Source organism: Paenarthrobacter sp. NEAU-H11, assembly GCF_050573415.1.
Taxonomy (GTDB): Bacteria; Actinomycetota; Actinomycetes; order Actinomycetales; family Micrococcaceae; genus Arthrobacter.
The window spans coordinates 64,500-83,654 of record NZ_JBNZGA010000012.1; the positions used below are offsets into that span (position 1 = coordinate 64,500).

General features: G+C 67.2%; 19 protein-coding genes. 8 read left to right on the forward strand and 11 right to left on the reverse strand.

The features are described 5' to 3' along the window. Window positions 1-36 precede the first annotated feature (36 nt). Window positions 37-576 (forward strand): TetR/AcrR family transcriptional regulator, encoded by a 540-nt coding sequence (locus tag ACQ3DC_RS15260; RefSeq protein WP_157240286.1) that lies wholly within the window; start codon window positions 37-39, stop codon window positions 574-576. A gap of 98 nt (window positions 577-674) precedes the next feature. Here ACQ3DC_RS15260 and ACQ3DC_RS15265 read toward each other — a convergent pair whose 3' ends face one another. From ACQ3DC_RS15265 to ACQ3DC_RS15275, 3 genes are all read right to left on the reverse strand, one after another. After that, on the reverse strand, window positions 675-1,862 hold the full coding sequence (locus tag ACQ3DC_RS15265) for a 4-hydroxybenzoate 3-monooxygenase (RefSeq protein ID WP_321214773.1): 1,188 nt from the start codon (window positions 1,860-1,862) through the stop codon (window positions 675-677). A 121-nt stretch (window positions 1,863-1,983) separates the two neighbouring features. After that, window positions 1,984-2,727 carry an IclR family transcriptional regulator gene (locus tag ACQ3DC_RS15270; protein WP_430752626.1) on the reverse strand — a complete coding sequence of 248 codons (744 nt, stop codon included), beginning with the start codon at window positions 2,725-2,727 and terminating at the stop codon, window positions 1,984-1,986. A gap of 53 nt (window positions 2,728-2,780) precedes the next feature. Continuing rightward, entirely contained in the window at window positions 2,781-3,869 is a 1,089-nt protein-coding gene (locus ACQ3DC_RS15275) for an FUSC family protein (RefSeq protein ID WP_321214775.1), read from the reverse strand. A gap of 165 nt (window positions 3,870-4,034) precedes the next feature. On the opposite strand from ACQ3DC_RS15275, the gene ACQ3DC_RS15280 reads away from it, so the two are divergent. The 6 genes from ACQ3DC_RS15280 (at window position 4,035) to ACQ3DC_RS15305 (ending at window position 10,286) form a co-directional block, all read left to right on the forward strand. Beyond that, window positions 4,035-4,874 carry an ACT domain-containing protein gene (locus ACQ3DC_RS15280; RefSeq protein WP_157240282.1) on the forward strand — a complete coding sequence of 280 codons (840 nt, stop codon included), beginning with the start codon at window positions 4,035-4,037 and terminating at the stop codon, window positions 4,872-4,874. A gap of 317 nt (window positions 4,875-5,191) precedes the next feature. After that, window positions 5,192-6,550: an MFS transporter gene (locus ACQ3DC_RS15285; RefSeq protein ID WP_323058002.1), complete on the forward strand. Its 1,359-nt coding sequence runs from the start codon at window positions 5,192-5,194 to the stop codon at window positions 6,548-6,550. 80 nt (window positions 6,551-6,630) lie between these two features. Beyond that, complete coding sequence (locus tag ACQ3DC_RS15290) at window positions 6,631-7,314, forward strand: GntR family transcriptional regulator (RefSeq protein WP_157240280.1); 684 nt, start codon at window positions 6,631-6,633, stop codon at window positions 7,312-7,314. Next, complete coding sequence (locus ACQ3DC_RS15295) at window positions 7,311-8,099, forward strand: aspartate/glutamate racemase family protein (protein WP_430752627.1); 789 nt, start codon at window positions 7,311-7,313, stop codon at window positions 8,097-8,099. The genes ACQ3DC_RS15290 and ACQ3DC_RS15295 overlap by 4 nt, the downstream gene beginning before the upstream one ends. 27 nt (window positions 8,100-8,126) lie before the next feature. Beyond that, the gene (locus ACQ3DC_RS15300; protein ID WP_321214778.1) at window positions 8,127-9,551 is read left to right on the forward strand and encodes an amidohydrolase family protein; all 1,425 of its coding nucleotides are present in this window, start codon (window positions 8,127-8,129) and stop codon (window positions 9,549-9,551) included. Between the two features lie 9 nt (window positions 9,552-9,560). Beyond that, the gene (locus tag ACQ3DC_RS15305; RefSeq protein ID WP_323057999.1) at window positions 9,561-10,286 is read left to right on the forward strand and encodes a maleate cis-trans isomerase family protein; all 726 of its coding nucleotides are present in this window, start codon (window positions 9,561-9,563) and stop codon (window positions 10,284-10,286) included. Window positions 10,287-10,292: 6 nt separating this feature from the next. Here ACQ3DC_RS15305 and ACQ3DC_RS15310 read toward each other — a convergent pair whose 3' ends face one another. From ACQ3DC_RS15310 to ACQ3DC_RS15335, 6 genes are all read right to left on the reverse strand, one after another. Further along, window positions 10,293-11,213 carry a diacylglycerol/lipid kinase family protein gene (locus ACQ3DC_RS15310; protein WP_430752628.1) on the reverse strand — a complete coding sequence of 307 codons (921 nt, stop codon included), beginning with the start codon at window positions 11,211-11,213 and terminating at the stop codon, window positions 10,293-10,295. A gap of 93 nt (window positions 11,214-11,306) precedes the next feature. After that, complete coding sequence (locus ACQ3DC_RS15315; protein ID WP_421092629.1) at window positions 11,307-12,680, reverse strand: NAD(P)(+) transhydrogenase (Re/Si-specific) subunit beta; 1,374 nt, start codon at window positions 12,678-12,680, stop codon at window positions 11,307-11,309. Beyond that, entirely contained in the window at window positions 12,677-12,997 is a 321-nt protein-coding gene (locus ACQ3DC_RS15320; RefSeq protein ID WP_157240271.1) for an NAD(P) transhydrogenase subunit alpha, read from the reverse strand. Before ACQ3DC_RS15320 ends, ACQ3DC_RS15315 begins: the two co-directional genes overlap by 4 nt. After that, window positions 12,997-14,166 (reverse strand): Re/Si-specific NAD(P)(+) transhydrogenase subunit alpha, encoded by a 1,170-nt coding sequence (locus tag ACQ3DC_RS15325; protein ID WP_321214781.1) that lies wholly within the window; start codon window positions 14,164-14,166, stop codon window positions 12,997-12,999. The genes ACQ3DC_RS15320 and ACQ3DC_RS15325 overlap by 1 nt, the downstream gene beginning before the upstream one ends. A 113-nt stretch (window positions 14,167-14,279) precedes the next feature. After that, the gene (locus tag ACQ3DC_RS15330) at window positions 14,280-15,146 is read right to left on the reverse strand and encodes an IclR family transcriptional regulator domain-containing protein (protein WP_157240270.1); all 867 of its coding nucleotides are present in this window, start codon (window positions 15,144-15,146) and stop codon (window positions 14,280-14,282) included. A gap of 80 nt (window positions 15,147-15,226) precedes the next feature. Next, entirely contained in the window at window positions 15,227-16,063 is an 837-nt protein-coding gene (locus tag ACQ3DC_RS15335; RefSeq protein WP_430752629.1) for a shikimate dehydrogenase family protein, read from the reverse strand. A gap of 172 nt (window positions 16,064-16,235) precedes the next feature. Here ACQ3DC_RS15335 and ACQ3DC_RS15340 point away from each other — a divergent pair, with 172 nt between their 5' ends. After that, window positions 16,236-17,573, forward strand: a complete 1,338-nt coding sequence (locus tag ACQ3DC_RS15340; protein ID WP_430752630.1) for an MFS transporter — start codon at window positions 16,236-16,238, stop codon at window positions 17,571-17,573. A gap of 84 nt (window positions 17,574-17,657) precedes the next feature. Here ACQ3DC_RS15340 and ACQ3DC_RS15345 read toward each other — a convergent pair whose 3' ends face one another. Both ACQ3DC_RS15345 and ACQ3DC_RS15350 read right to left on the reverse strand, forming a co-directional pair. Then, window positions 17,658-18,458, reverse strand: a complete 801-nt coding sequence (locus tag ACQ3DC_RS15345) for an IclR family transcriptional regulator domain-containing protein (protein ID WP_430752631.1) — start codon at window positions 18,456-18,458, stop codon at window positions 17,658-17,660. Between the two features lie 21 nt (window positions 18,459-18,479). Further along, a complete protein-coding gene (locus ACQ3DC_RS15350) occupies window positions 18,480-19,154 on the reverse strand; it encodes a 3-oxoacid CoA-transferase subunit B (protein WP_430752632.1) in 675 nt (224 codons plus the stop codon). Window position 19,155 lies beyond the last annotated feature (1 nt).

The window sequence follows — 19,155 nt, forward strand, 5'->3', positions numbered from 1 at the left end:
TGTAGTTTTTGCGAAACGGTCAATTAGACTGGGCGCATGCCTGACCGCCGCACGGAACTGATGGACGCCGCCCTCCGGGTGGTGGCGGACAAAGGCATGAAGGGCCTCACGCACCGGGCCGTTGACGCGGCGGCGCAGCTCGCGGAAGGCACAACGTCCAACTACTACCGGACCCGCGCGGCGCTCGTGGAGGCCGCGCTGGGCCGCATGGAGCAGCTCGACGGCCAGCTGCTCCAGGACCTCGCCCCGTCGGGCCCGCCGGGAACCGTTGCGGAACTGGCAGACCAGCTGGCCGGGCTGGTGCTGTCACTCACCGGGAAGCATGCGGCCCTCACCCGCGCCCGCCTTGCCCTGTCCCTGGACCAGCCGGACGCGGTTAAGGCAGGGCACTTCCGGCTGGTGGGCGGCATGGAAAATACCCTCGCGGCGCTTGGGGTAACCGATGCGGCCGCCCGGGCCCGGGACGTGGCCGACTACGGCGACGGCGTGATGCTCCACCTGCTCACGGTCCGGCGGGACGGGCAGCCTGATGCTGCAGCCATCGCCGCAGCAGTCCGGCGGCTGCTTGCGCCCTGAGCGCGCCTTCCGCTGCCGTGCACGACGCCGGCCTGCCGCCTGAGGCGGCGCCAGCCCCGCCGTCGTACCTCCACACGAGTACCTCCGCGCGCGTACTTCTAAGGCGTGCCCGGCCAGCCCGTGTAGGCCTCGGCGAGGTAGGCCATGCCGTGCCTGGACGACACCACTGAATTGAGTTCCCCTAGCTGGCGGGCGCGGGAGAAGTCATCCGCATCGGCAGGGGTGTGCAGCATGGTGGTCATCCAGTAGGAGAACTGCTGGGCCTTCCACACCCGCTCCAGGGCACGTTTGCTGTACGTCTCCAGCAGGTGCTCCGAGCCGGAGTTGTAGTGGCTGTCCAGCCCTTCGAAGAGCATCTTGACGTCGTGGATGGCCAGGTTCAGGCCCTTGGCGCCGGTGGGCGGGACCGTGTGGGCGGCATCTCCCGCGAGGAACAGGTTCCCGTAGCGCATGGGCGTGTGGACGAAGCTCCTGAAGGGCAGGACCATCTTGTCGATGACGGGGCCTTCCTTGAGCACGAAGCCGTTGCCGTTGACCCGGCTGCGGAACTCGGCCCAAATCCGTTCGTCATCCCACTCGGCCACGTTCTCCTTGGGGTCGCACTGGAAGTACATCCGCTGGACTGTCTCGGTGCGCTGGCTGATCAGGGCGAAGCCGTTGGCGGAATTGGCATAGATGAGCTCGTCGGCGCTGCGGGGGGCTTCGGCCAGGATGCCGAACCAGGCGAAGGGGTACTCATGGAAGTACCACTTGCGGTGCGCCTCCGGGATCTGGAACCGGCAGTGGCTGCGGGACCCGTCCGCCCCCACCAGGAAGTCGGCCCGGACTTCGTACTCCACGCCCTCGGAGTCCGTGAACCAGACTTTCGGCTTGCCCTCAAGGTCATGCACCGTGGTGTCCGTGACGCTGTAGCGGACGTCGCCGCCGTCGGCTTTCCTGCGGGCGGCGAGGTCCAGGAAAACGTCAGTCTGCGGGTACAGCCACACGGATTCCCCCACCAGATCCTTGAAGTCCACCCGGTGGCTTTCGCCGTTGAAGCGCAGTTCAATGCCGTCGTGCCGGTCGCCGTCGCGCAGGACCCGGTCCGAGACGCCGCTTTCCACCAGCAGGTTGACGGTGCCGTGCTCCAGGATGCCGGCGCGGACGGTCTCGGAGATCTCCTTGTGGCTGCGGACTTCAATGACGGTGGAGTCGATCCCGGCCTTGGCCAGCAGGTGGGACAGCATCAGGCCGGCCGGGCCTGCGCCCATGATGGCCACCTGGGTGGTGATGATTGTTCGTGCCATGGCATTCTCGCTTCGTTGCGGGGCCGGCTGCCGGCCGATGGGTGCTTCTGCCTCCAGTGTGCGCGCCGGCCGGCGCACCGTGATATTCCAATTCCGTTGAACGGAAGGCAGATCTTTCCGGTTACGGTTCCGCAAGCCTCCGCGCAATACCCCGTGCGGCTGTCTGCAGGGCGGGCACCAGGGCTTGCAGACGCATCTCCTGCAAGGGAACCACGACGCCGAGCGAGGCCACCGCGCGCTGGCGCAGGTCCAGTACGGGGACGGCGATGCCCCAGGTATCCGGATCCACAACGCCCTTCAGCTGCGCATAGCCCTGGTGGAACGTTTCGCTGAGCAGCACCCGGACAGCGTCCGTGCCGATCTTCCCGTCGGGGTCCCCAAACTGCTCGAGGTACCGGCTTTGGAGCAGTTTGTCCTGGTGCGCCATCAGCGCCAGGCCCGCGGACGAGGTATGCACGGGCATCCGGCCGGCCACCCGGGCCCGGTTGGCCACAGAGCCGCGGCGGGACAGGCGCTCGACGAAGAGGGCTTCCCAGCCGTCCAGCACCGCCAGGTTCACGTTTTGGTTAAGGACCTGCTGGATGTCCTCCATGAACGGCATGGCCGCTTGGCGCAGGGCAAGGGTTGGGGCGGTGCGGTTGACGAGTTCCCAGAGCCGGAGCCCGGGGCGCACCATGCCTCCAGGAGCGGCCTCCAGCAGACCGTGGCCGGCGAGCTGCCGGACCAGCCGGTGGGTGGTGGTGAGCGGCAAACCCGCGCGTTCAGCGAGTTCCGCCAGCTGCAAAGCGCTGACGTCCTCCGGAAAGGCAGAGATCAGCCGGACGATCCGGTCAACCACCGAGTCACCCGAGGCAGAATTGGCCATCGCACACCCGCGCTTCCGTTGAATGGATGGTTCAAGCCTACCCATGCAGAATCTCAGGCGGGCGGCGCACCCTTGGCAGGCGCCGTCGTCGTCCGTTTCCGGAAGCGGCGCCCGGCTCCGGGGGCAAGCACCACGGCAATGCCGACGACGGCTCCGATGACCGTCTCGATGATGCGGTCGCGGAGGAGGATCCCGGGCGAGGACGGGACCACCAGGAGGGTGGACACCAATGCCAGCGGCGTGACGAATACCTGGGCCAGCAGGTACTGGCGGATGATGAACATTTCAGCCCCGAACTGGCACAGCGCCATGACCAGCACGGTCTGCCACGGCTGAAGCCCCAGCACCAGGATCCCCGCCATCACCACCAGCCCCAGCACGGTGCCGATGATCCTCTGCACGCCGCGGCGGACACGGTGCCGCGTGGTGTGGCCCACCAGCGGAACGACGGCCGCCACCATGGCCCAGTAGTTATGGCCGAACCCGAGGCTGTTGCCGGCCCAGGTGGCCAGCGCACCGGCCAGCCCGGCAGCCACCAGGTAACCGATGCCCTCAAGCCAGGCGGCGCGCTTTTCTTCCGGGGTGCGGCGGATGGGCCGCGGCCGGACCCATGCCGTGCGGTGGCTGGGCAGCACCCGTGAGGAGAAGCCCACCAGCAGGGAAAAGGCCGTGGTGGCGGCAGCAACCAGCATGCCCTCCCACAGCGGCGGCTGGTTGGGGATCGAGGCGATGGCAGCGAAGGCGAAGATGTGGAAGAGGGACCCCGCAGGCCGCAGCCGAAACCAGGAAATGGCCACCGAACAGCCGCCTGCCACCAGCGTGGTGGCCAGGACCAGGAGCCAGGTGGCACCGGCGTCATCCAGTCCCCAGGCCGCACCCGCGCGGGCGGCGAGCGCTGCGAGGAGGATAACCAGCAGCATGAGCGACCCCGCCCGCAGCTGCAGGGCAAAACGGGTGCCGTGGGGTTCGCCGCGGCCGTAAATCCCGGTGAAGGCACCGAAGGACGCGAAGATGGCCAAATCCAGCCGGCCCAGCAGCACCAGGGAGAAGAGCGGAACGAAGACGCCCACCGCGCACCTCAGGGCCGGGTGGTGGTCCTTGTTGCCGGGAGCGATGCTGAACATTTCAGCGAGCAGCTTCACGTGGAATAGCGCCTTTCCTGCGGGACAGGGTGCCTGGGAGGCCCGGTTTCCGGTTTGACGGGGCGGCTGCGCTGACGTTCCTCCAGAATCCTACGCCCGGCGCGCGTCGCGAGATCGGAACAGCCGGGCAACACCCGCGAAACAGCGCCGCGCAATCCTTGGACCATGAAGCCCAGCGCAAGGACCACTCCCGAGGCTGAACTGAGCTGCGAGGTCTGCGGCCTGATGCCGGAACCCACCCGGACGCGCCTGACCTTGGCCAACGTGGCCGTGATGCTTCCGATCGAACTCCTGGTCCACGCCCTGGTGGTGGGCACCGAGCTCCCCTACCTGGCCAAGGTCCTCGTGTTGACCGTCACCGCCACCGTCCTGGTCATCTGGGTGGCGGAACCCTCCGCGGCGCGGGTGCTCCGCGGCTGGCTGCATGCTCCGGCCCTGCGGCAGCGGCGGCGGCTGGCTGTGGCGCCGGCGTTGTGGCGGGCCCGCACCGTCCTGCGGGACGAGCCGGGATCGCTGCAGAAGGTGACCAAGGCCCTGGCCCGCCTGGACACGAACATCCTGAGCATCCACGTGCACCCCGTGGCCGGCGGCGTGCTGGACGAGTTTGTCCTGTCGACGCCCGGTGATGTGGACGAACACCAGCTGCTCGAGGCGCTGCAGCAGGCCGGCGGCACCCGGTCCCGCGCCTGGCCCACCACAGCCCTGGCCATGGCGGACGGCCAGACGAAGGCGCTCAGCCTCGCGGCGCGGATCGCCGACGCGCCGGATGAACTGCCGCTTGCCGTGGCCGAACTGCTGCGGGCACGGATTCTTTCCCCGGCCGAGGCGCGCCTGGAAAGGCACGACGCCGGAACGCGGCTCAAGATTCCTACGGCCTGGCACGGCCCCATCACCTTTGTGCGTCCCGGGGAGCCGTTCACCCCGGCGGAATCAGCCCGCGCCCACCGCCTGGCCGAGCTGGCCGAAATCCTGGCCCACCGTCCGGCCCCGGGCCTCCCCAACTAGGTAGCGCTAAGTGTCGTTATGACCCTCCAAAACGACACTTAGCGCTACTCAGTTGGGGCTCGCGGCAGTCACAAAGCGGTTTTTCGAGCTGCAACGGTCCCGCACCGAAAAAAAGCCTTGACAGTGGTCCCGGTCACTTCTACCTTTGATTTTGGGATCCCAAATTGGGATCCCAAAAATGGCAAAGAGCAGGTATGCGCTCCGGATCGCCCACCCTCTCGTTTGTCCTCCACCCGCAGGCCGGGCCCCTCGAATGCCGGCCGCGCCCGCCCGTTCGTTCCTCCCCTATCCGCAAACTTCCCCGTGAAGGAGAAGCCGTGTCTTTCCCGAATACTGAAACAGCCGCCGCTGACGGCAGCCTGGATTCCGCCACCGCAGGTGAACCACAGAAGGACGGGGTGCAACGACGCACCGCTGTCCGCTGGAAGCTCTTCCTGCTGCTGCTGGTCCTGGTCGCAGTCAACTACATCGACCGCGGTTCCATTTCCGTTGCGCTCCCGATCATCCAGAAAGAATTCAACCTTGCCCCGGAGCTCGTGGGCCTCCTGCTTTCCGCCTTCTTCTGGACATACGCCCTGATGCAGATTCCCGTTGGCTGGCTCATCGACAAATTCGGACCCCGCAAGGTCATGACGGCGTCCTGCGTCGGCTGGGGTGCGGCCACTGCTGCCTCCGGCATGGCCGGCGGTTTCCTCAGCATGTTCATTGCCCGCATGGGCATCGGGGTCACCGAGGCCGGGGTCATGCCTGCCGGCGGCAAACTGAACGCCATCTGGATGCACAAATCCGAGCGTGGCCGCGGCGCAACCATCCTGGACGCGGGCGCACCCCTGGGCGCCGGCCTCGGCGGCATCATCATCGCGGGGCTGATCGCGTCAACGGGCAGCTGGCGCATGGCCTTCGTCATCGCCGGTGCTGCAACTGTCCTCATGGGCCTCGCCGTCTGGTGGTACGTCCGCGACAACCCCCGTAACCACCGCGGCGTCAACGAGGCAGAAGCGGCTTACATCGAGGCTTCCCACGCAGCAGAGGACGCCGAGGCAAAGCTCGACGGCAGCCAGGGCAAGCGCGCCCTGCTCCCCTACCTGCGGTTCCGTTCCTTCTGGGCCATGTGCTTCGGCTGGCTGGGCTTCAACGGCGTGTTCTACGGCCTGCTGACCTGGGGACCGCTCTACCTCGCCCAGGCCAAGGGGTTTGACCTCAAGACCATCGGCTGGTCCACTTTCGTGATCTTCGGAGCAGGGTTCGTGGGCGAAATCATTGGCGGCACCATCGCCGACAAGTGGCGTGCCTCCGGCGCCTCAGCCAACCGTGTGATGCGCACCCTGCTGGGCATCTCCAGCGCCGTGGTTATCGGCGGCCTCATCGGTGTCACGGTGGTCCCGGATTCCACAACCGCTGTAGTGCTGCTGTCGATGGTGATGTTCTTCCTCCGGTGGGTGGGCCTCTTCTGGAGCATCCCCTCCATCCTGGGCGGGCGTACCAATGCCGGCGTGCTGGGCGGTGCCATGAACTTCAGCGGCAACATCTCCGGCTTCGTCACTCCCATCGCCGTAGGCCTGATCGTCGGGGCCACCGGTTCCTACACCTGGGCACTGCTCTACTTCGTAGGCTCCGCGATCGTGATGGGCGCCTCCGTCCTGACCCTGAACTACAACAAGCGGCTTCCTGTCTAAGCTAGCCATCCAAGGCAACATTCCATCCACGCCCCCGCTGCCGGGAGCAAACGCCACACGAAGAATCCGAATGGAGCACCATGCTTACCGCAGAAGATACCCAGGACAAGGAACGCCCGCTGCGCGAGGCCGTCCGGGATACCCTCCGCACCCGGATTTTCGAAGGACACTACGCTCCCGGCACGCGGCTGGTGGAACGGGACCTGGCGGCGGAATTCGCCGTCTCCAGGCTGCCCGTGCGGGAAGCACTCCGCATGCTCCGCCAGGAGGGCCTCATCAGCGACCGCGGTGCACGGGGCGCAGAAGTCAGCACCCTGAGCCCCAAGGACGTAGAGGACCTCTTTGACGTCCGGCAGTCCCTTGAAGTGCTCGCATGCCGGCTTGCCGCCGTGCGGGCAACCCAGGAGGACCTGGCATATTTGAAGGGCCTGCTCGACGACGCCGAGGGTTTCCTCGCGAAGGGCGCCGTCCGCGAAGCCCACCGTGCCAACAGCGAATTCCACGACGCCATCACCCGCATTGCGGACAACAACTTCCTCAAGTCCGCGCTTGAACCGCTCCAGGGGCGCATGCACTGGCTGTTCCGGCACGTCAGCGACCTGCCCGAACTCATCCAGGAACACCGCGCCCTGTATGCCGCGATCGCCAGCGGAGACCCGGACACGGCCGCGGCCCAGTCCGCCTCACACATCGGCAAGTACCGCGAGCAGTTCCCGGAGGACTTCCAGAAAACAGAACCCCAACTTCACCGGAAGAAAAAATGAGACTCCTCGTCATCAACCCCAACATCAGCGACGATGTCACTGCCCTGATCGAATCCGAAGCCCTGCGGTCTGCTGCACCGGGCACCGAACTGGTGGTCCGTACCGCCGGCCACGGCGTGGAATACATCGAGACCCGCTTCGAATCCCTCATCGCCGCCGGCGCCGTCGCCGAAATCATCGCCGAACATACCCGGCCCGGCGCCGATCCCGTGGACGGAGTGGTGGTGGCTGCGTTCGGCGATCCCGGCATGCCTGCCCTCAAGGAACTGGCCGGCGTGCCGGTGATCGGCATCACCGAAGCCGCGCTCTGCGCCGCCGCCCTGCAGGGGCACCGGTTTTCCATCATTGCCATCTCGGACCGGATCAAGCCCTGGTACCGCGACTGCGTGGAACGGTTCGGCCTCCTCGGAAGGCTCGCTTCCATCCGATCCATCAACGAAACACTCAACAGCATCGGCTCAGTCCAACAGGACTTCAAGGAGACCCTCCTGGCACTGAGCCGGCAGGCCGTCGCGGAGGACGGAGCCGACGTCGTTATCCTGGCCGGGGCTCCCCTCGCAGGACTGGCCCGGGAACTCGAGGGGGAGATTCCCGTGCCTGTTGTTGACGGCATTTCCGCCGGAATCCGGATGGCGGAGGCCGTGGTGGGGCTCCAGTCCGGTCCGCACCGCGCAGGCGCCTTCGCCCCGCCACCGCCAAAGGACCGCAAGGGGCTCAGTGAAAACCTCGACGCCGCCCTCTCCGCAGCCCGGAACAGCGCCGCTCCGGCGGTACCAGCCACTTAGACCGCTTTCATCAGAAGAAGGACACCGATGTCCCCCCAGCCAGACCTTGTCATTGCCAACGCCACCGTCGTCAACAGTTTCGGACGCCGGATCGCCCATATCGTTGTCCGGGACGGTGTGATCACGCAACTCCTCGACGCCACTGAACCCGCGCCCCGGGCCGTGCGGACCATCGACGCCACCGGGATGCTGGTCATCCCCGGGGGCGTGGACGGACACTGCCACGTGGCCCAGGTGACCGGGCGCTTCCGCACCCTGGACGACTACCGCACCACGTCCACCGCGGCCCTCTGGGGCGGCACCACCACCATCATCGACTTCGGCATTCCCCGGGACGCCCAGGAAACGCCGCTCGCAGCCGTGCTTCACAAGAAGGAGCTGGCCACCGAGTCCCGGTGCGACGTCGCCCTCCACGGCGCTGTCATCAGCTGGGACGAAACCGTGCCGTGGCAGCTCGAACAGCTCGCCGCGGAGGGTGTGCGCTCCGTGAAGATGTACACCACGAACCGCGGCACCACCATGGCGGACGGGGACACTATCCTCAAGGTCATGCGTGAGATGGTCCGGTTGGACGGACTCACGTATATCCATGCCGAACATGATCCGATCATCAGCGACTGCACGGAACAACACGCACAGGACGGCAGGATCGGCATAGGGCACCTGCACCGGACCCGGCCCGGACTTGCCGAGGAAGTGTCTGTCAAGGAAACGCTCGCCATGGCGGAATACACCTCCGCTCCCGTGTACTTTGTCCACCAGTCAACGCCGGGGGCGGTGGACCTGGTAACCGAAGCACGCGCACGCGGACTGGCGGCCTTCTCCGAGACCTGCCCCCACTACGTCACCCTCGATGACTCCGTATACGCCTCAAGGTTTCCGGAGTGGTACGCGTGTTGCCCGCCCATGCGCGATGCCGAAACAGTGGCCGCGCTGAAGGAGCGGCTGACCTCAGGGGCGATCCACGCCATGTCCTCGGACCACTCCTGCTACGACCTGTCCCAGAAACGCGAGCGCACCGACGACGTCCGGGCCATGCCGCACGGCCTGCCGGGCGTGGAGACGCGCATGCCTGTCACCTTCACCGCCATGACCTCCGCCGGCGCCAGCGTGGAGGACTTCGTGGAGGTATTTTCCGCCGGTCCTGCCCGGATTAACGCCGTTCCCGGCAAGGGCCGCATCGAGGAAGGGTTTGACGCCGACCTGGTGGTTTTCGACCCGGCCGAGGAGCGTTCCGTCGACGGCGGCGCCCTGCACATGGGGACGGACTTCTCCCCCTTCCACGGGATGGCACTGACCGGCTGGCCCGCCGTCGTTGTGTCCCACGGCCGCGTGGTGCTGGATTCCGATGGATTCCATGATCCCGGCGCTGCCGGACGCTTCGTCGCCCGCAACGGCTTCCGCCACCACCAGCCCGCCATCCCCGCCGGCGTTGCCGCCGCAGCCCTCTAGGAGCCCCCCATGCCTTCAACCACGCGCCCGCACAGGATCGGCATGATCGTGCCGTCCTCCAACACCTGCCTGGAACCGCAGACCTACCGTATCCTCGGTGACCGGACTGACGTCACCGTCCATTTCACGCGCATCCCCGTCACCAGGATCGCACTGGACGACTCCTCGGACCGGCAGTTTGATCCCGCCGTGATGCGGGAGGCTGCCAGGCTGCTGGCGACGGCGGACGTGGACGTTATCGCCTGGAACGGCACCTCCGGCTCCTGGCTGGGCTCGGCCCACGACCAGGAACTCGTGCACGAAATCACCGACGCCACCGGCATCCCTGCCACCACGTCCACCCTGGCCTACCTCGAGGCCTTCCGGAGCTTCGGTACGGAACGGATAGCGCTGTTCACGCCCTATACGGAGGACGTGAACCACCAGGTGATCGCCTCCTACGAGCGGGAAGGCATCAAGACGGTGGACCACCGCGCCCTGGGCCTGAGCGACAATGAGTCCTTCGCCCGGGTAACCGATGACGAAATGCGGCCCGGTTCCCTGGAACTCGCTTCGACCGCGCCGGACGCCCTTGTCTACCTGTGCACCAACCTCTACGGTGCCAACATCACGGCCGGGATCGAGGAAGGCACCGGCGTGCCCGTGCTGGATTCCGTGGCAGTGACCCTCTGGCACGCCCTCAGGCTCGCCGGCGCACCGCTGCTTGACCCGCGGTGGGGGAAACTCCTGGCCTAGCGACGGCTACATCCGGACGGTCAAAGCCGACGGGTCCATGGTCATCAGGACGTGCTTGCCCTGGCCTTCGTGGTCGCCGTCCAGCTGGTAGTCGTCGTCGTGCTCCAGGGTGATCTCAACGGTCTTGCCCTGGTAGTACTCCACCGCGGTGTCCTTGCCCCGGCCCTTGCCGATCATCCCCGCAACCACGGACAGCCAGCCCAGCTTTCCGTGGTGCGGGGCCAGCACGGCAACGTCCAGCAGGCCATCGTCCATCTTGGCCTCCGGGAAGATCTCCAGGCCGCCCTGGACCTTGCCGCAGTTGCCCACCATGACGCTGCGGACCCCGCGGTGCACGGCAGTCTTGCCGTCAATCACGATGGTGGCCTTCACCGGTTTGCCCGGGAGGTTGCGGATGCCGGCGTCCACGTAGGCCAGCCAGCCCACCTTGTCCTTCAGGTCCTCGTTGGTGTCGGCCATGATGGTGGCGTCGTATCCCACCCCGGCCATGACCAGGAACAGCTGCTCCTTGTCGGGATCGCTCCGGCGGGCGCGGACGACGTCGATCTTCCGCTCGGTTCCGATCAGGGCACCGGCCATGGCGCCGTCGTAGTCCGTGACATCCATTCCCAGGTTGCGGGCCAGGAGGTTCCCCGTGCCGAGCGGGAGCAGGCCCATCGGGACGTCGCCCCCGGAGAGGACCTCGGCGACGCACCGGACGGTTCCGTCGCCGCCTGCCGCGATGACAATGTCCGCGCCCTGGGCAAGTGCGTCCTTGGCCTGCCCGACGCCGGGATCCTCCTTGGTGGTTTCGAACCACAGCGGCTCGCCCCAGCCGTTTTCCACACAGTGCTTGGCCACCAGGCCGCGCACGTCGATGTCCACGGGCTTGGCTGGATTGACGATGATTGCAGCGCGCTGGAGTGAAGTGGAGCTGTTGGCAGTCATGGCGTCCTTTGGTGGCGAATGGAAAGGCTACTTCTGAAAGAAGACTAGCCTGCCCCGCGAGGGGTTCGAAGCGGGCAGGCAGCAGGCAGGAAGCTACAGCGCCTTGACCGCCCCGAGCACCTGCGCCAGTGAATCCTTTGCGTCGCCGAACAGCAGGGAGGTCTGGGGCTCGTAGAGGAGGTCATTCTCGATCCCGGCGAAACCCGGCCGCATGGACCGCTTGAGGAAGATCACCTGCCGGGCGTCGGCCACTTCCAGGATGGGCATGCCGTAGATGGGCGAGCCCTGGGACGTCTTGGCCGCGGGGTTCACGACGTCGTTCGCTCCCACCACCAGGGCAACATCCGCGGTTTTGAACTGCGGGTTGATCTCGCCCATTTCCTTCAGCGACTCGTACGGCACGTTCGCCTCGGCCAGGAGCACGTTCATGTGACCGGGCATCCGGCCTGCCACGGGATGGATGGCGAAGTCCACCTCGATGCCCCGCCCTTCAAGGGCCAGCGCCAGTTCGGCGGCCGTGTGCTGGCCCTGCGCCACCGCCAGGCCATAGCCCGGAACAATGATCACCCGCTGCGCGTAGCCCAGGAGCACCGCCACGTCCTCCGCGCTGGAGGACCGCACCGGACGCTCGCTCACGGCGGTGGATCCCGCCGTCGAACCTCCCCGGAAGGCACCGAACAGGATGCCGGCCACGCTCCGTCCCATGGCAGCCGCCATGGCCCGGGTAAGGATGGTGCCGGAGGCGCCCACCAGCGTGCCGGCCACCACCAGGAGCACGTTACCCAGCACCACGCCGGACGCCGCCACGGCCAGGCCCGTGAAGGCGTTCAGCAGCGAGATGACGATCGGGACGTCGGCCCCGCCCACGGGCAGCACCAGCAGGATGCCCGCCGCCAGGCCGAGGACCAGCAGCAGCGCCGCGAGCGGGAGGGAGCCGCTGAAAACGACGGCGGCCGCGGCCGCGACGGCGGCGAGCAGCACCGCGGCCATCACCACGGGGAGGCCCGGGAACAGCACCGGCCGCGTTGTCATGAGTTCCTGCAGCTTCGCGAACGTGACCCCCGAGCCCGCGAAGGACACGGCGCCCACCATGAGGGTGAAGACAATCGCCAGCCGCATCCAGGGGTCGCCGGCATGGCTGAGTTCCAGGAGCGCCACCAGCGCCGCCGCCCCGCCGCCCACGCCGTTGAAAAGCGCCACGAGCTGCGGCATCTGCGTCATTTTGACCCGGCGCGCCACAGGGGCCGCCACCGCTGAGCCCACGGCTATGGCCGCCAGGATCCAGGGGATGTTCTCCAGCCTGGCGGACAGGAACACCGTGACGACAGCGATCAGGGCGCCGGCTGCACCGACCAGGTTGCCGCGGCGGGCCGTCCGCGGGGAGCTGAGCCCGCGCAGCGCCAGGATGAAGAAGACGGCGGCAATGAGGTACAGGAGCGAGGTCCACACGGGATCGAGGATGCTCATCTGCCGTCCACCTTCCCCGCTGCCCCTTTTGTGCCCGCCGGTTTCTTTGCATGGAACATGTGCAGCATCCGGTCGGTCACCACGAAACCGCCCACCAGGTTGGCGGTGGCAAGGACGACGGCGAGGAGGGCCACCGCGAGCACCCACGGGTCCGCTGCCTGGCCGGCCACAATGATGGCGCCCACCAGGATGATCCCGTGGATGGCGTTGGCGCCGGACATCAGGGGCGTGTGCAGGGTGCTGGAGACCTTCGAAACCACCTCGAAGCCGACGAACACCGCCAGCACCGTGATGGTCAGCAGGCTGATCCCGTCCATCAGAGCACCCCTTCCCGCCGGCTGCCGGCCCGTTCCGCCAGGAGTTGCGCCGTCGGCTGGTGCTGCACTTCCCCGTCATGGGTCAGGCAGGCGCCCGCCAGCACTTCGTCCTTGAAGTCGTGGACCAGGGCGCCGTCCCGGACCATGAGCGCAATCAGGTTGGCAACGTTCTTCGCGTAGAGGCGGGAAGCATCCGAAGCCATGGCCGAGGGGGCATCCTTCAGGCCCACCAGCGTGACGAAGCCGGAGCCGTCCGCCGTGGGCACCGGGATGTCCTGGCCGGGTACCACGCCTTCGACGTTGCCGCCGGACTCTGCGGCGAGGTCGACGACGACGGATCCGGCCCGCATGCCCTGCACCATTTCGGTGGTGACTAGGAGCGGGGCACGCCTGCCCGGGACGGCCGCCGTCGTAATCAGCACGTCCGCCTGGGCCACATGCGGGGCGAGCAGCTGGCGCTGCCGGGTGCCGGCGTCGGAACTGAGCTGGCGGGCGTAACCCCCGGCAGCCTCGCCTGCTTCCAGGTCCAGCCGGACGAAGGTGCCGCCCATGGATGCCACCTCGTCCGCGGAGGCCGGGCGGATGTCGTTGGCGAAGACGCGCGCACCCAGGCGTTTTGCGGTGCCGATGGCCTGGAGGCCCGCCACGCCGGCGCCGAGCACCAGGACACGGGCGGGCGGAACGGTCCCGGCGGCGGTCATGTATAGCGGAAAAAACCTGGGCAGCCGGATGGCCGCTTCCAGGACGCACCGATAGCCGGCCACCAGGGCCTGGGAGCTGAGGGCGTCCATGGACTGGGCCCGGGAGATGCGGGGCACCAGTTCCAGGGCAAAGGCGGTCACCCCGGCCTCGGCGAGCGCTTCAACCGTTGGGAGTTCGGACGACGGCGATGCGAGCCCCACCGTAACGGCTCCCCTTTTCAGGGAGCGGGCGGTTTCCGGGTCCAGGGGCCGGACGTGGGCCAGGACATCCAGTTGGGCCAGGTCGAGTTCACGGACGAGGTGCACACCGGCCTGGGTGTATGCCAGGTCCGGATACCCTGCCGCCGCACCGGCATCTTCCTCCAGGAGTACCTCGACGCCGAGCGCCGCCAGTTGCTTCACCGTTTCCGGTGTGGCCGCCACACGCCGTTCACCCTCCCGGCGTTCCCGCGGTATGCCCAGTTTCACCCGCCAACTCCCCTCGCTGCAGTAGCTCGCGGCAGGGCCTCACGGGTGGCGCCCTGCCGGCTGACCGGCGGGAACGTCGCGGAGCGGCTCTGCTGCACGTAGTTGGCTAGAGTCTATGGCTCAAGCCGCGGCGGCGGGAGTGGCCTGCCGGGCGTTGCGGTAACGATTCGCCTGTCAGGCCGCCCAGGGCCTGGGTGCGGGGACTCGTGCGCCGTGCCGGGCCCGCCAAAGTCGAGGGCAATCCGCCGAGCCGTCTCCATGAGTCGGGGGACGACGGTCTTTTCGACTTCGGCGGCGGAGGCCCGGTGGGTCTGCAGCGACACGTTGGCTGCGGCAACAATGTCGTTGCCGCGCCAGACGGGTACGGCCACGCCCCGCAGGCCCTCCTCCAGCTCCTCGGACACCATGGACCATCCCCTGTCCCGGGCTGCCTCAACTTCGGCACGGAGGTGCTCCACGCTGGCGACCGAACGGTGGGTATAGCGGTGCAGCTGGACCGCTTCGAGGTACCGCTGGAACTCAGGCTCCGGCAGTCCGCCAAGGAGGACCCTGCCCATGGAGGTTGCCCAGGCCGGGAACCGGGTGCCCACGGTGATGGTGACGCTCAGCAGCCGAGGCGACGGCACGCAGGCAACGTAGACGACGTCGGCACCCTCCAGGATGCACAAAGCCGTTGTTTCGTTCAGGTCGGCGGCCAGATTCTTGAGGTGGGGCTCAGCCACACCGGGGAGCGTCAGGCCGGCCAGGTAGGACCTGCCAACATCCAGCGAGCGGGCGGTCAGCTCATAGGCGGGACCGTCGGCGCGGAGGTAACCGAGGTCAGCCAGGGTCATGAGGAAGCGCCGCGCGGAGGCCCGTGTCATGTCGGTGCGGGCTGCAACCTGGGAGACGGTGAGCCGCGGATGGTCCGGCGTGAAGGCGAGCAGGACGTCAAAGGCCTTCTCAACCGACTTCACAAAGTAGGCTGCCTGCTCTTCCATGACCTGTGCGTTCCTCCCTGGCCGCCCTGGCTCGGCCCTGTGGGCCTGTGGCCCGGGCCAGGCCTGTTAGATCATATCCTTCAGTGGGCGTCCCTCAGCTGCTCCAGCGTTTCCGCAAGCAGGGAATTGGCCCGCCCGCCCAGGCCCAGGAGGGGAACCATCGCGACGGCCTGCTCACGCAGGTGGTCCCAGCCGTCCACCACCCGTGCGCCGAGTTCACGGGCGCGGGCAATAGTTCCCGTGACGTGGCCGGCGTAGACGAAGTCGTAGACCAGGGCATCGGCAGCGAGCGGGCCCTCGCCCCATACGGGCCGGTCGGACCTGCCTTTACCGATGGGCGTGGCGTTGACAATGAGGGAGGCTTCGGCGGCCAGGCCCGGCGCCTGCTCCCAGCCGACGCTGCGGGCATCCATCCCGAACTCCCCGGCAAGGCTGGACAGTTCCTCCGTGGCACGGGGATCCCGGTCGGTAATGGTCACCGTGCCGGCCTGCCCCCGGAGTGCGATCAAAGCCGCCCTGGCCGCTCCTCCGGCCCCCATCAGAAGGGCATGCCGCTGGTGCCCGCTGCCCAGAAGAGCCCGCACCGCCGTGACGTCGGTGTTGTGGCCGAACAGCGCAGTCCCCTTCCGCAGCAGCATGTTGCAGGCACCGCTTAGTCGGACTTCTTCCGTGGCCTCGTCGGCGGCTTCAGCTGCCCAGTGCTTGTGGGGCATGGTCACGTTCGCGGCGATGATGTCCGGTTCCCGCAGACGGTTCCGCACTCGGTCCATGCCGCCCTGCGGTGGCACGTCCCAGGCTTCATACGCCCAGGGGATGCCGAGCCGGCGGAGCACGGGATTCCATACCCGGGGCGACATTGCCTCTGAGGCAGCGGAGCCGATCAGGAACAACCGGGCCGGTGGCGTGGGGTCTTCCATGTGATGCCTTTCGTGTCCGTGTCATCGCGCTGCCGGGAGGGGCTGCGGGCGGAGGCGTTGTGATCGGCCTCACCACCTAGTATGCTCTGATAAAACGCATTGCGCACATATGTTCGATATGCGTACAAATCCACGATAAACCCAACGCCTTCAGCGTGGAAGGATCACCGGAATGACGAACATCGCAGCAGGCACCGAGGCCCAGACACCTGCCGAGGCCGAACGGCAGCTCAAGCGCGCCAGGAAAGCGGCCCTGGCCGCGTTCCTTGGCGGGGCACTCGAGTATTACGACTTCTTTATCTACGCGACCGCAGCGTCGCTGATCTTCTCCAAGATCTTCTTTCCCACTGGAGACCCCACGGTGGCGCTCATCGCGTCGTTTGCCACCTTCGGCGTCGCCTATGTCGCCCGGCCCTTCGGTGCTGTCGTCTTCGGCCATCTGGGCGACAAAATCGGCCGCAAGAACACACTGGTCCTGACCCTCGTGCTCATGGGCGCTGCCACCTTCCTCATTGGGATCCTGCCGGACTTCAATAGCGCCGGCTACTGGGCACCCGCGCTGCTGGTTCTGCTCCGGCTGATGCAAGGACTCTCAGCAGGAGCGGAAACCGCCGGCGCATCTGCCCTTTCCACCGAGGAAGCTCCCGAAGGCCGTCGCGGATTCTTCGCCAGCTTCGCCATGAGCGGCATCTCCGCCGGCATCGTCCTGGCATCCCTGGCCTTCCTTCCCGTGGCCGCCATGAGCGAGGCCGACCGCCTCGCCTGGGGCTGGCGAATCCCCTTCTGGGGATCCATCATCGTGCTGATCGTCGCGTACCTGGTCCGCCGCTCGCTGGAGGAACCTGAAGTCTTTGAGGAAAAGCACGACCACGGCGAACTGGTGAAGCTCCCTCTCGCCAAGATGTTCAAGACCCACCCGGCCCAGTTCTTCCAGGTGGCCCTGATGTCCTTCGAAACCGTCACGAACACGTTCATGCAGTCCTTCGGCCTCGCGTACGCCGTCACCGTGGGCGTCCCGGCATCAACCATGCTCTGGGTCAGCATCCTCGGAAACGTCCTGGCCATCGGCACGCAGCCGCTCATGGCCCATTTCTCGGACCGGTTCGGCCGGCGTCCGGTGTTCATCGCCGGCGTCCTCGGATCCGGAGCCATGATCTTCGTCTACTTCTCGGTGATTTCCACCGGAAACATCCCGATGATCTTCCTGACCAGCACGCTGATCACGGCCGGCACGTACGCCATGTCCAACGCGATCTACCCTGCTTGGTTCTCCGAGCTCTTCAATGTCAAGGTCCGGTATTCCGGCATGGCCATCGGGCTGCAGATCGGTATTCTGTGCGCCGGCTTCACCCCGCTGCTGGGCACGGCCTTGGTGGGCGCGGACAAGGCCAACTGGGGTCCCGCCGCGTGGATCGTGGCAGGCTCCTCCGTCCTCGCGGTAGCCGGTGCCCTGTGGGCCCGCGAAACGAGCAAAACCCCGCTGCGGCAGCTGGGCAACCACGTACGGTAAGTGCCGGGCAACAAAAAGGAAGAGGCCGACGGCGGGAAGCACCCGCCGTCGGCCTCTTCCAGTTTGAGGACGGAAGGGGCGTGGTCAGCCCCGGGCCGTGAGGTCGGCCGAGATCAGCTTTGCGGTGGCGACGATTTCCTCGGCAACCGATGAAAGGTAGGCGTCAGGGTCCGGCTTGGCAGCCACGGACTGGGCCTGCAGGGACACGTTCACTGCCGCCACCACCTTGGATCCGTCGTAGACCGGCGCGGCCACGGACATCAGGCCAAGTTCGAGTTCCTGGTCCAGCAGGCACCAGCCCTGGGCCCGGACCGTGTCCAGGACAGCCAGGAGCTCTTTGACGCTCCCCAACGCGCGTGGGGTCAGCGGCTTGATGTCGGCGGCGGCAAGGTACGCCTTGAGGTCGGCAGGGGACAGCGCGGCCAGCAGCACCCTCCCCATGGAGGTGGCATAGGCGGGGAAACGGGTGCCCACGGTGATGCCTATGGTCATGATGCGACGCGTCGTCACGCGCGCGACGTACGCGATGTCGGTGCCGTCCAGCACGGCGGCGGAGGTGGACTCACCAAGCTTCAGCGACAATTCCTCAAGGTGCGGCTGGGCCAGCTGCGGCAGTGACAATCCGGACAGGTACGCGTACCCCAGCTGGAGCACCTTGGCCGTGAGCGCGAACGTCTTGCCGTCGGTCCTGACATAGCCCAGCTCCACCAGGGTGTGCAGGAACCGCCGCGCAGTGGCGCGGGTGAGGCCGGTCCGGGCAGCCACCGCGGTGAGGGTCATGACCGGATGCTCCGTATCAAACGCGCGGATCACCGCGAGCCCGCGGGCCAGGGACTGGACATACTGGTCACTGGCCTGCGGGGCCCCCGCTGCTGCGTCGGTCATGGTAACCAATCCTAGGGGCCTTTACGCTGCCGCCGCGGCCCTCAGCGGGACGGGGACCAGCTCCTGCAGCTCCTCGAGGGTGCAGCCGAAGGTTTCCCGGACGGTGACCCCGTCGGGGCCGGTGAGGAAGACGGCTTTATCTGTGTAGACGCGGGTGACGCAGCCGACGCCGGTGAGCGGGTAGGTGCAGGACTCCACGATCTTGGAGCCACCTTCGCGGGTCAGCAGGGTCATCATCACGAACACGTCTTTGGCGCCGGTGGCGAGGTCCATGGCGCCGCCGACGGCGGGGATCGCACCGGGCGCCCCGGTGTGCCAGTTGGCGAGGTCACCGGTGGCGGAGACCTGGAACGCGCCCAGGACACAGATGTCCAGGTGTCCGCCGCGCATGATCGCGAACGAGTCCGCGTGGTGGAAGTACGAGGCGCCCGGGAGTTCGGTGACCGGGATCTTGCCGGCGTTGATGAGGTCCTCGTCGATCTCGTCGCCCTTGGCAACGGGGCCCATGCCGAGCATCCCGTTCTCCGTGTGGAGCGTGATGTTCTGTTCCCCGGTGAGGTAGTTGGATACCAGGGTGGGCTGGCCGATGCCCAGGTTCACGAACGATCCCGGGGCGATGTCCCTGGCCACGAGCCGGGCGAGGTCGTCCCGGCCCAGGGGTGTGGCAGAGGTCTGGAGGGTTGTTGCGGTGCTCATC

Coding starts and splice junctions, on each gene's coding strand:
- ACQ3DC_RS15260 (WP_157240286.1), top strand. CDS start 37: ATGCCTGACCGCCGCACGGAACTGATGGACGCCGCCCTCCGGGTGGTG.
- ACQ3DC_RS15265 (WP_321214773.1), bottom strand. CDS start 1,862: ATGGCACGAACAATCATCACCACCCAGGTGGCCATCATGGGCGCAGGC.
- ACQ3DC_RS15270 (WP_430752626.1), bottom strand. CDS start 2,727: ATGGCCAATTCTGCCTCGGGTGACTCGGTGGTTGACCGGATCGTCCGG.
- ACQ3DC_RS15280 (WP_157240282.1), top strand. CDS start 4,035: ATGAAGCCCAGCGCAAGGACCACTCCCGAGGCTGAACTGAGCTGCGAG.
- ACQ3DC_RS15290 (WP_157240280.1), top strand. CDS start 6,631: ATGCTTACCGCAGAAGATACCCAGGACAAGGAACGCCCGCTGCGCGAG.
- ACQ3DC_RS15295 (WP_430752627.1), top strand. CDS start 7,311: ATGAGACTCCTCGTCATCAACCCCAACATCAGCGACGATGTCACTGCC.
- ACQ3DC_RS15300 (WP_321214778.1), top strand. CDS start 8,127: ATGTCCCCCCAGCCAGACCTTGTCATTGCCAACGCCACCGTCGTCAAC.
- ACQ3DC_RS15305 (WP_323057999.1), top strand. CDS start 9,561: ATGCCTTCAACCACGCGCCCGCACAGGATCGGCATGATCGTGCCGTCC.
- ACQ3DC_RS15310 (WP_430752628.1), bottom strand. CDS start 11,213: ATGACTGCCAACAGCTCCACTTCACTCCAGCGCGCTGCAATCATCGTC.
- ACQ3DC_RS15315 (WP_421092629.1), bottom strand. CDS start 12,680: ATGAGCATCCTCGATCCCGTGTGGACCTCGCTCCTGTACCTCATTGCC.
- ACQ3DC_RS15320 (WP_157240271.1), bottom strand. CDS start 12,997: ATGGACGGGATCAGCCTGCTGACCATCACGGTGCTGGCGGTGTTCGTC.
- ACQ3DC_RS15330 (WP_157240270.1), bottom strand. CDS start 15,146: ATGGAAGAGCAGGCAGCCTACTTTGTGAAGTCGGTTGAGAAGGCCTTT.
- ACQ3DC_RS15335 (WP_430752629.1), bottom strand. CDS start 16,063: ATGGAAGACCCCACGCCACCGGCCCGGTTGTTCCTGATCGGCTCCGCT.
- ACQ3DC_RS15340 (WP_430752630.1), top strand. CDS start 16,236: ATGACGAACATCGCAGCAGGCACCGAGGCCCAGACACCTGCCGAGGCC.
- ACQ3DC_RS15345 (WP_430752631.1), bottom strand. CDS start 18,458: ATGACCGACGCAGCAGCGGGGGCCCCGCAGGCCAGTGACCAGTATGTC.
- ACQ3DC_RS15350 (WP_430752632.1), bottom strand. CDS start 19,154: ATGAGCACCGCAACAACCCTCCAGACCTCTGCCACACCCCTGGGCCGG.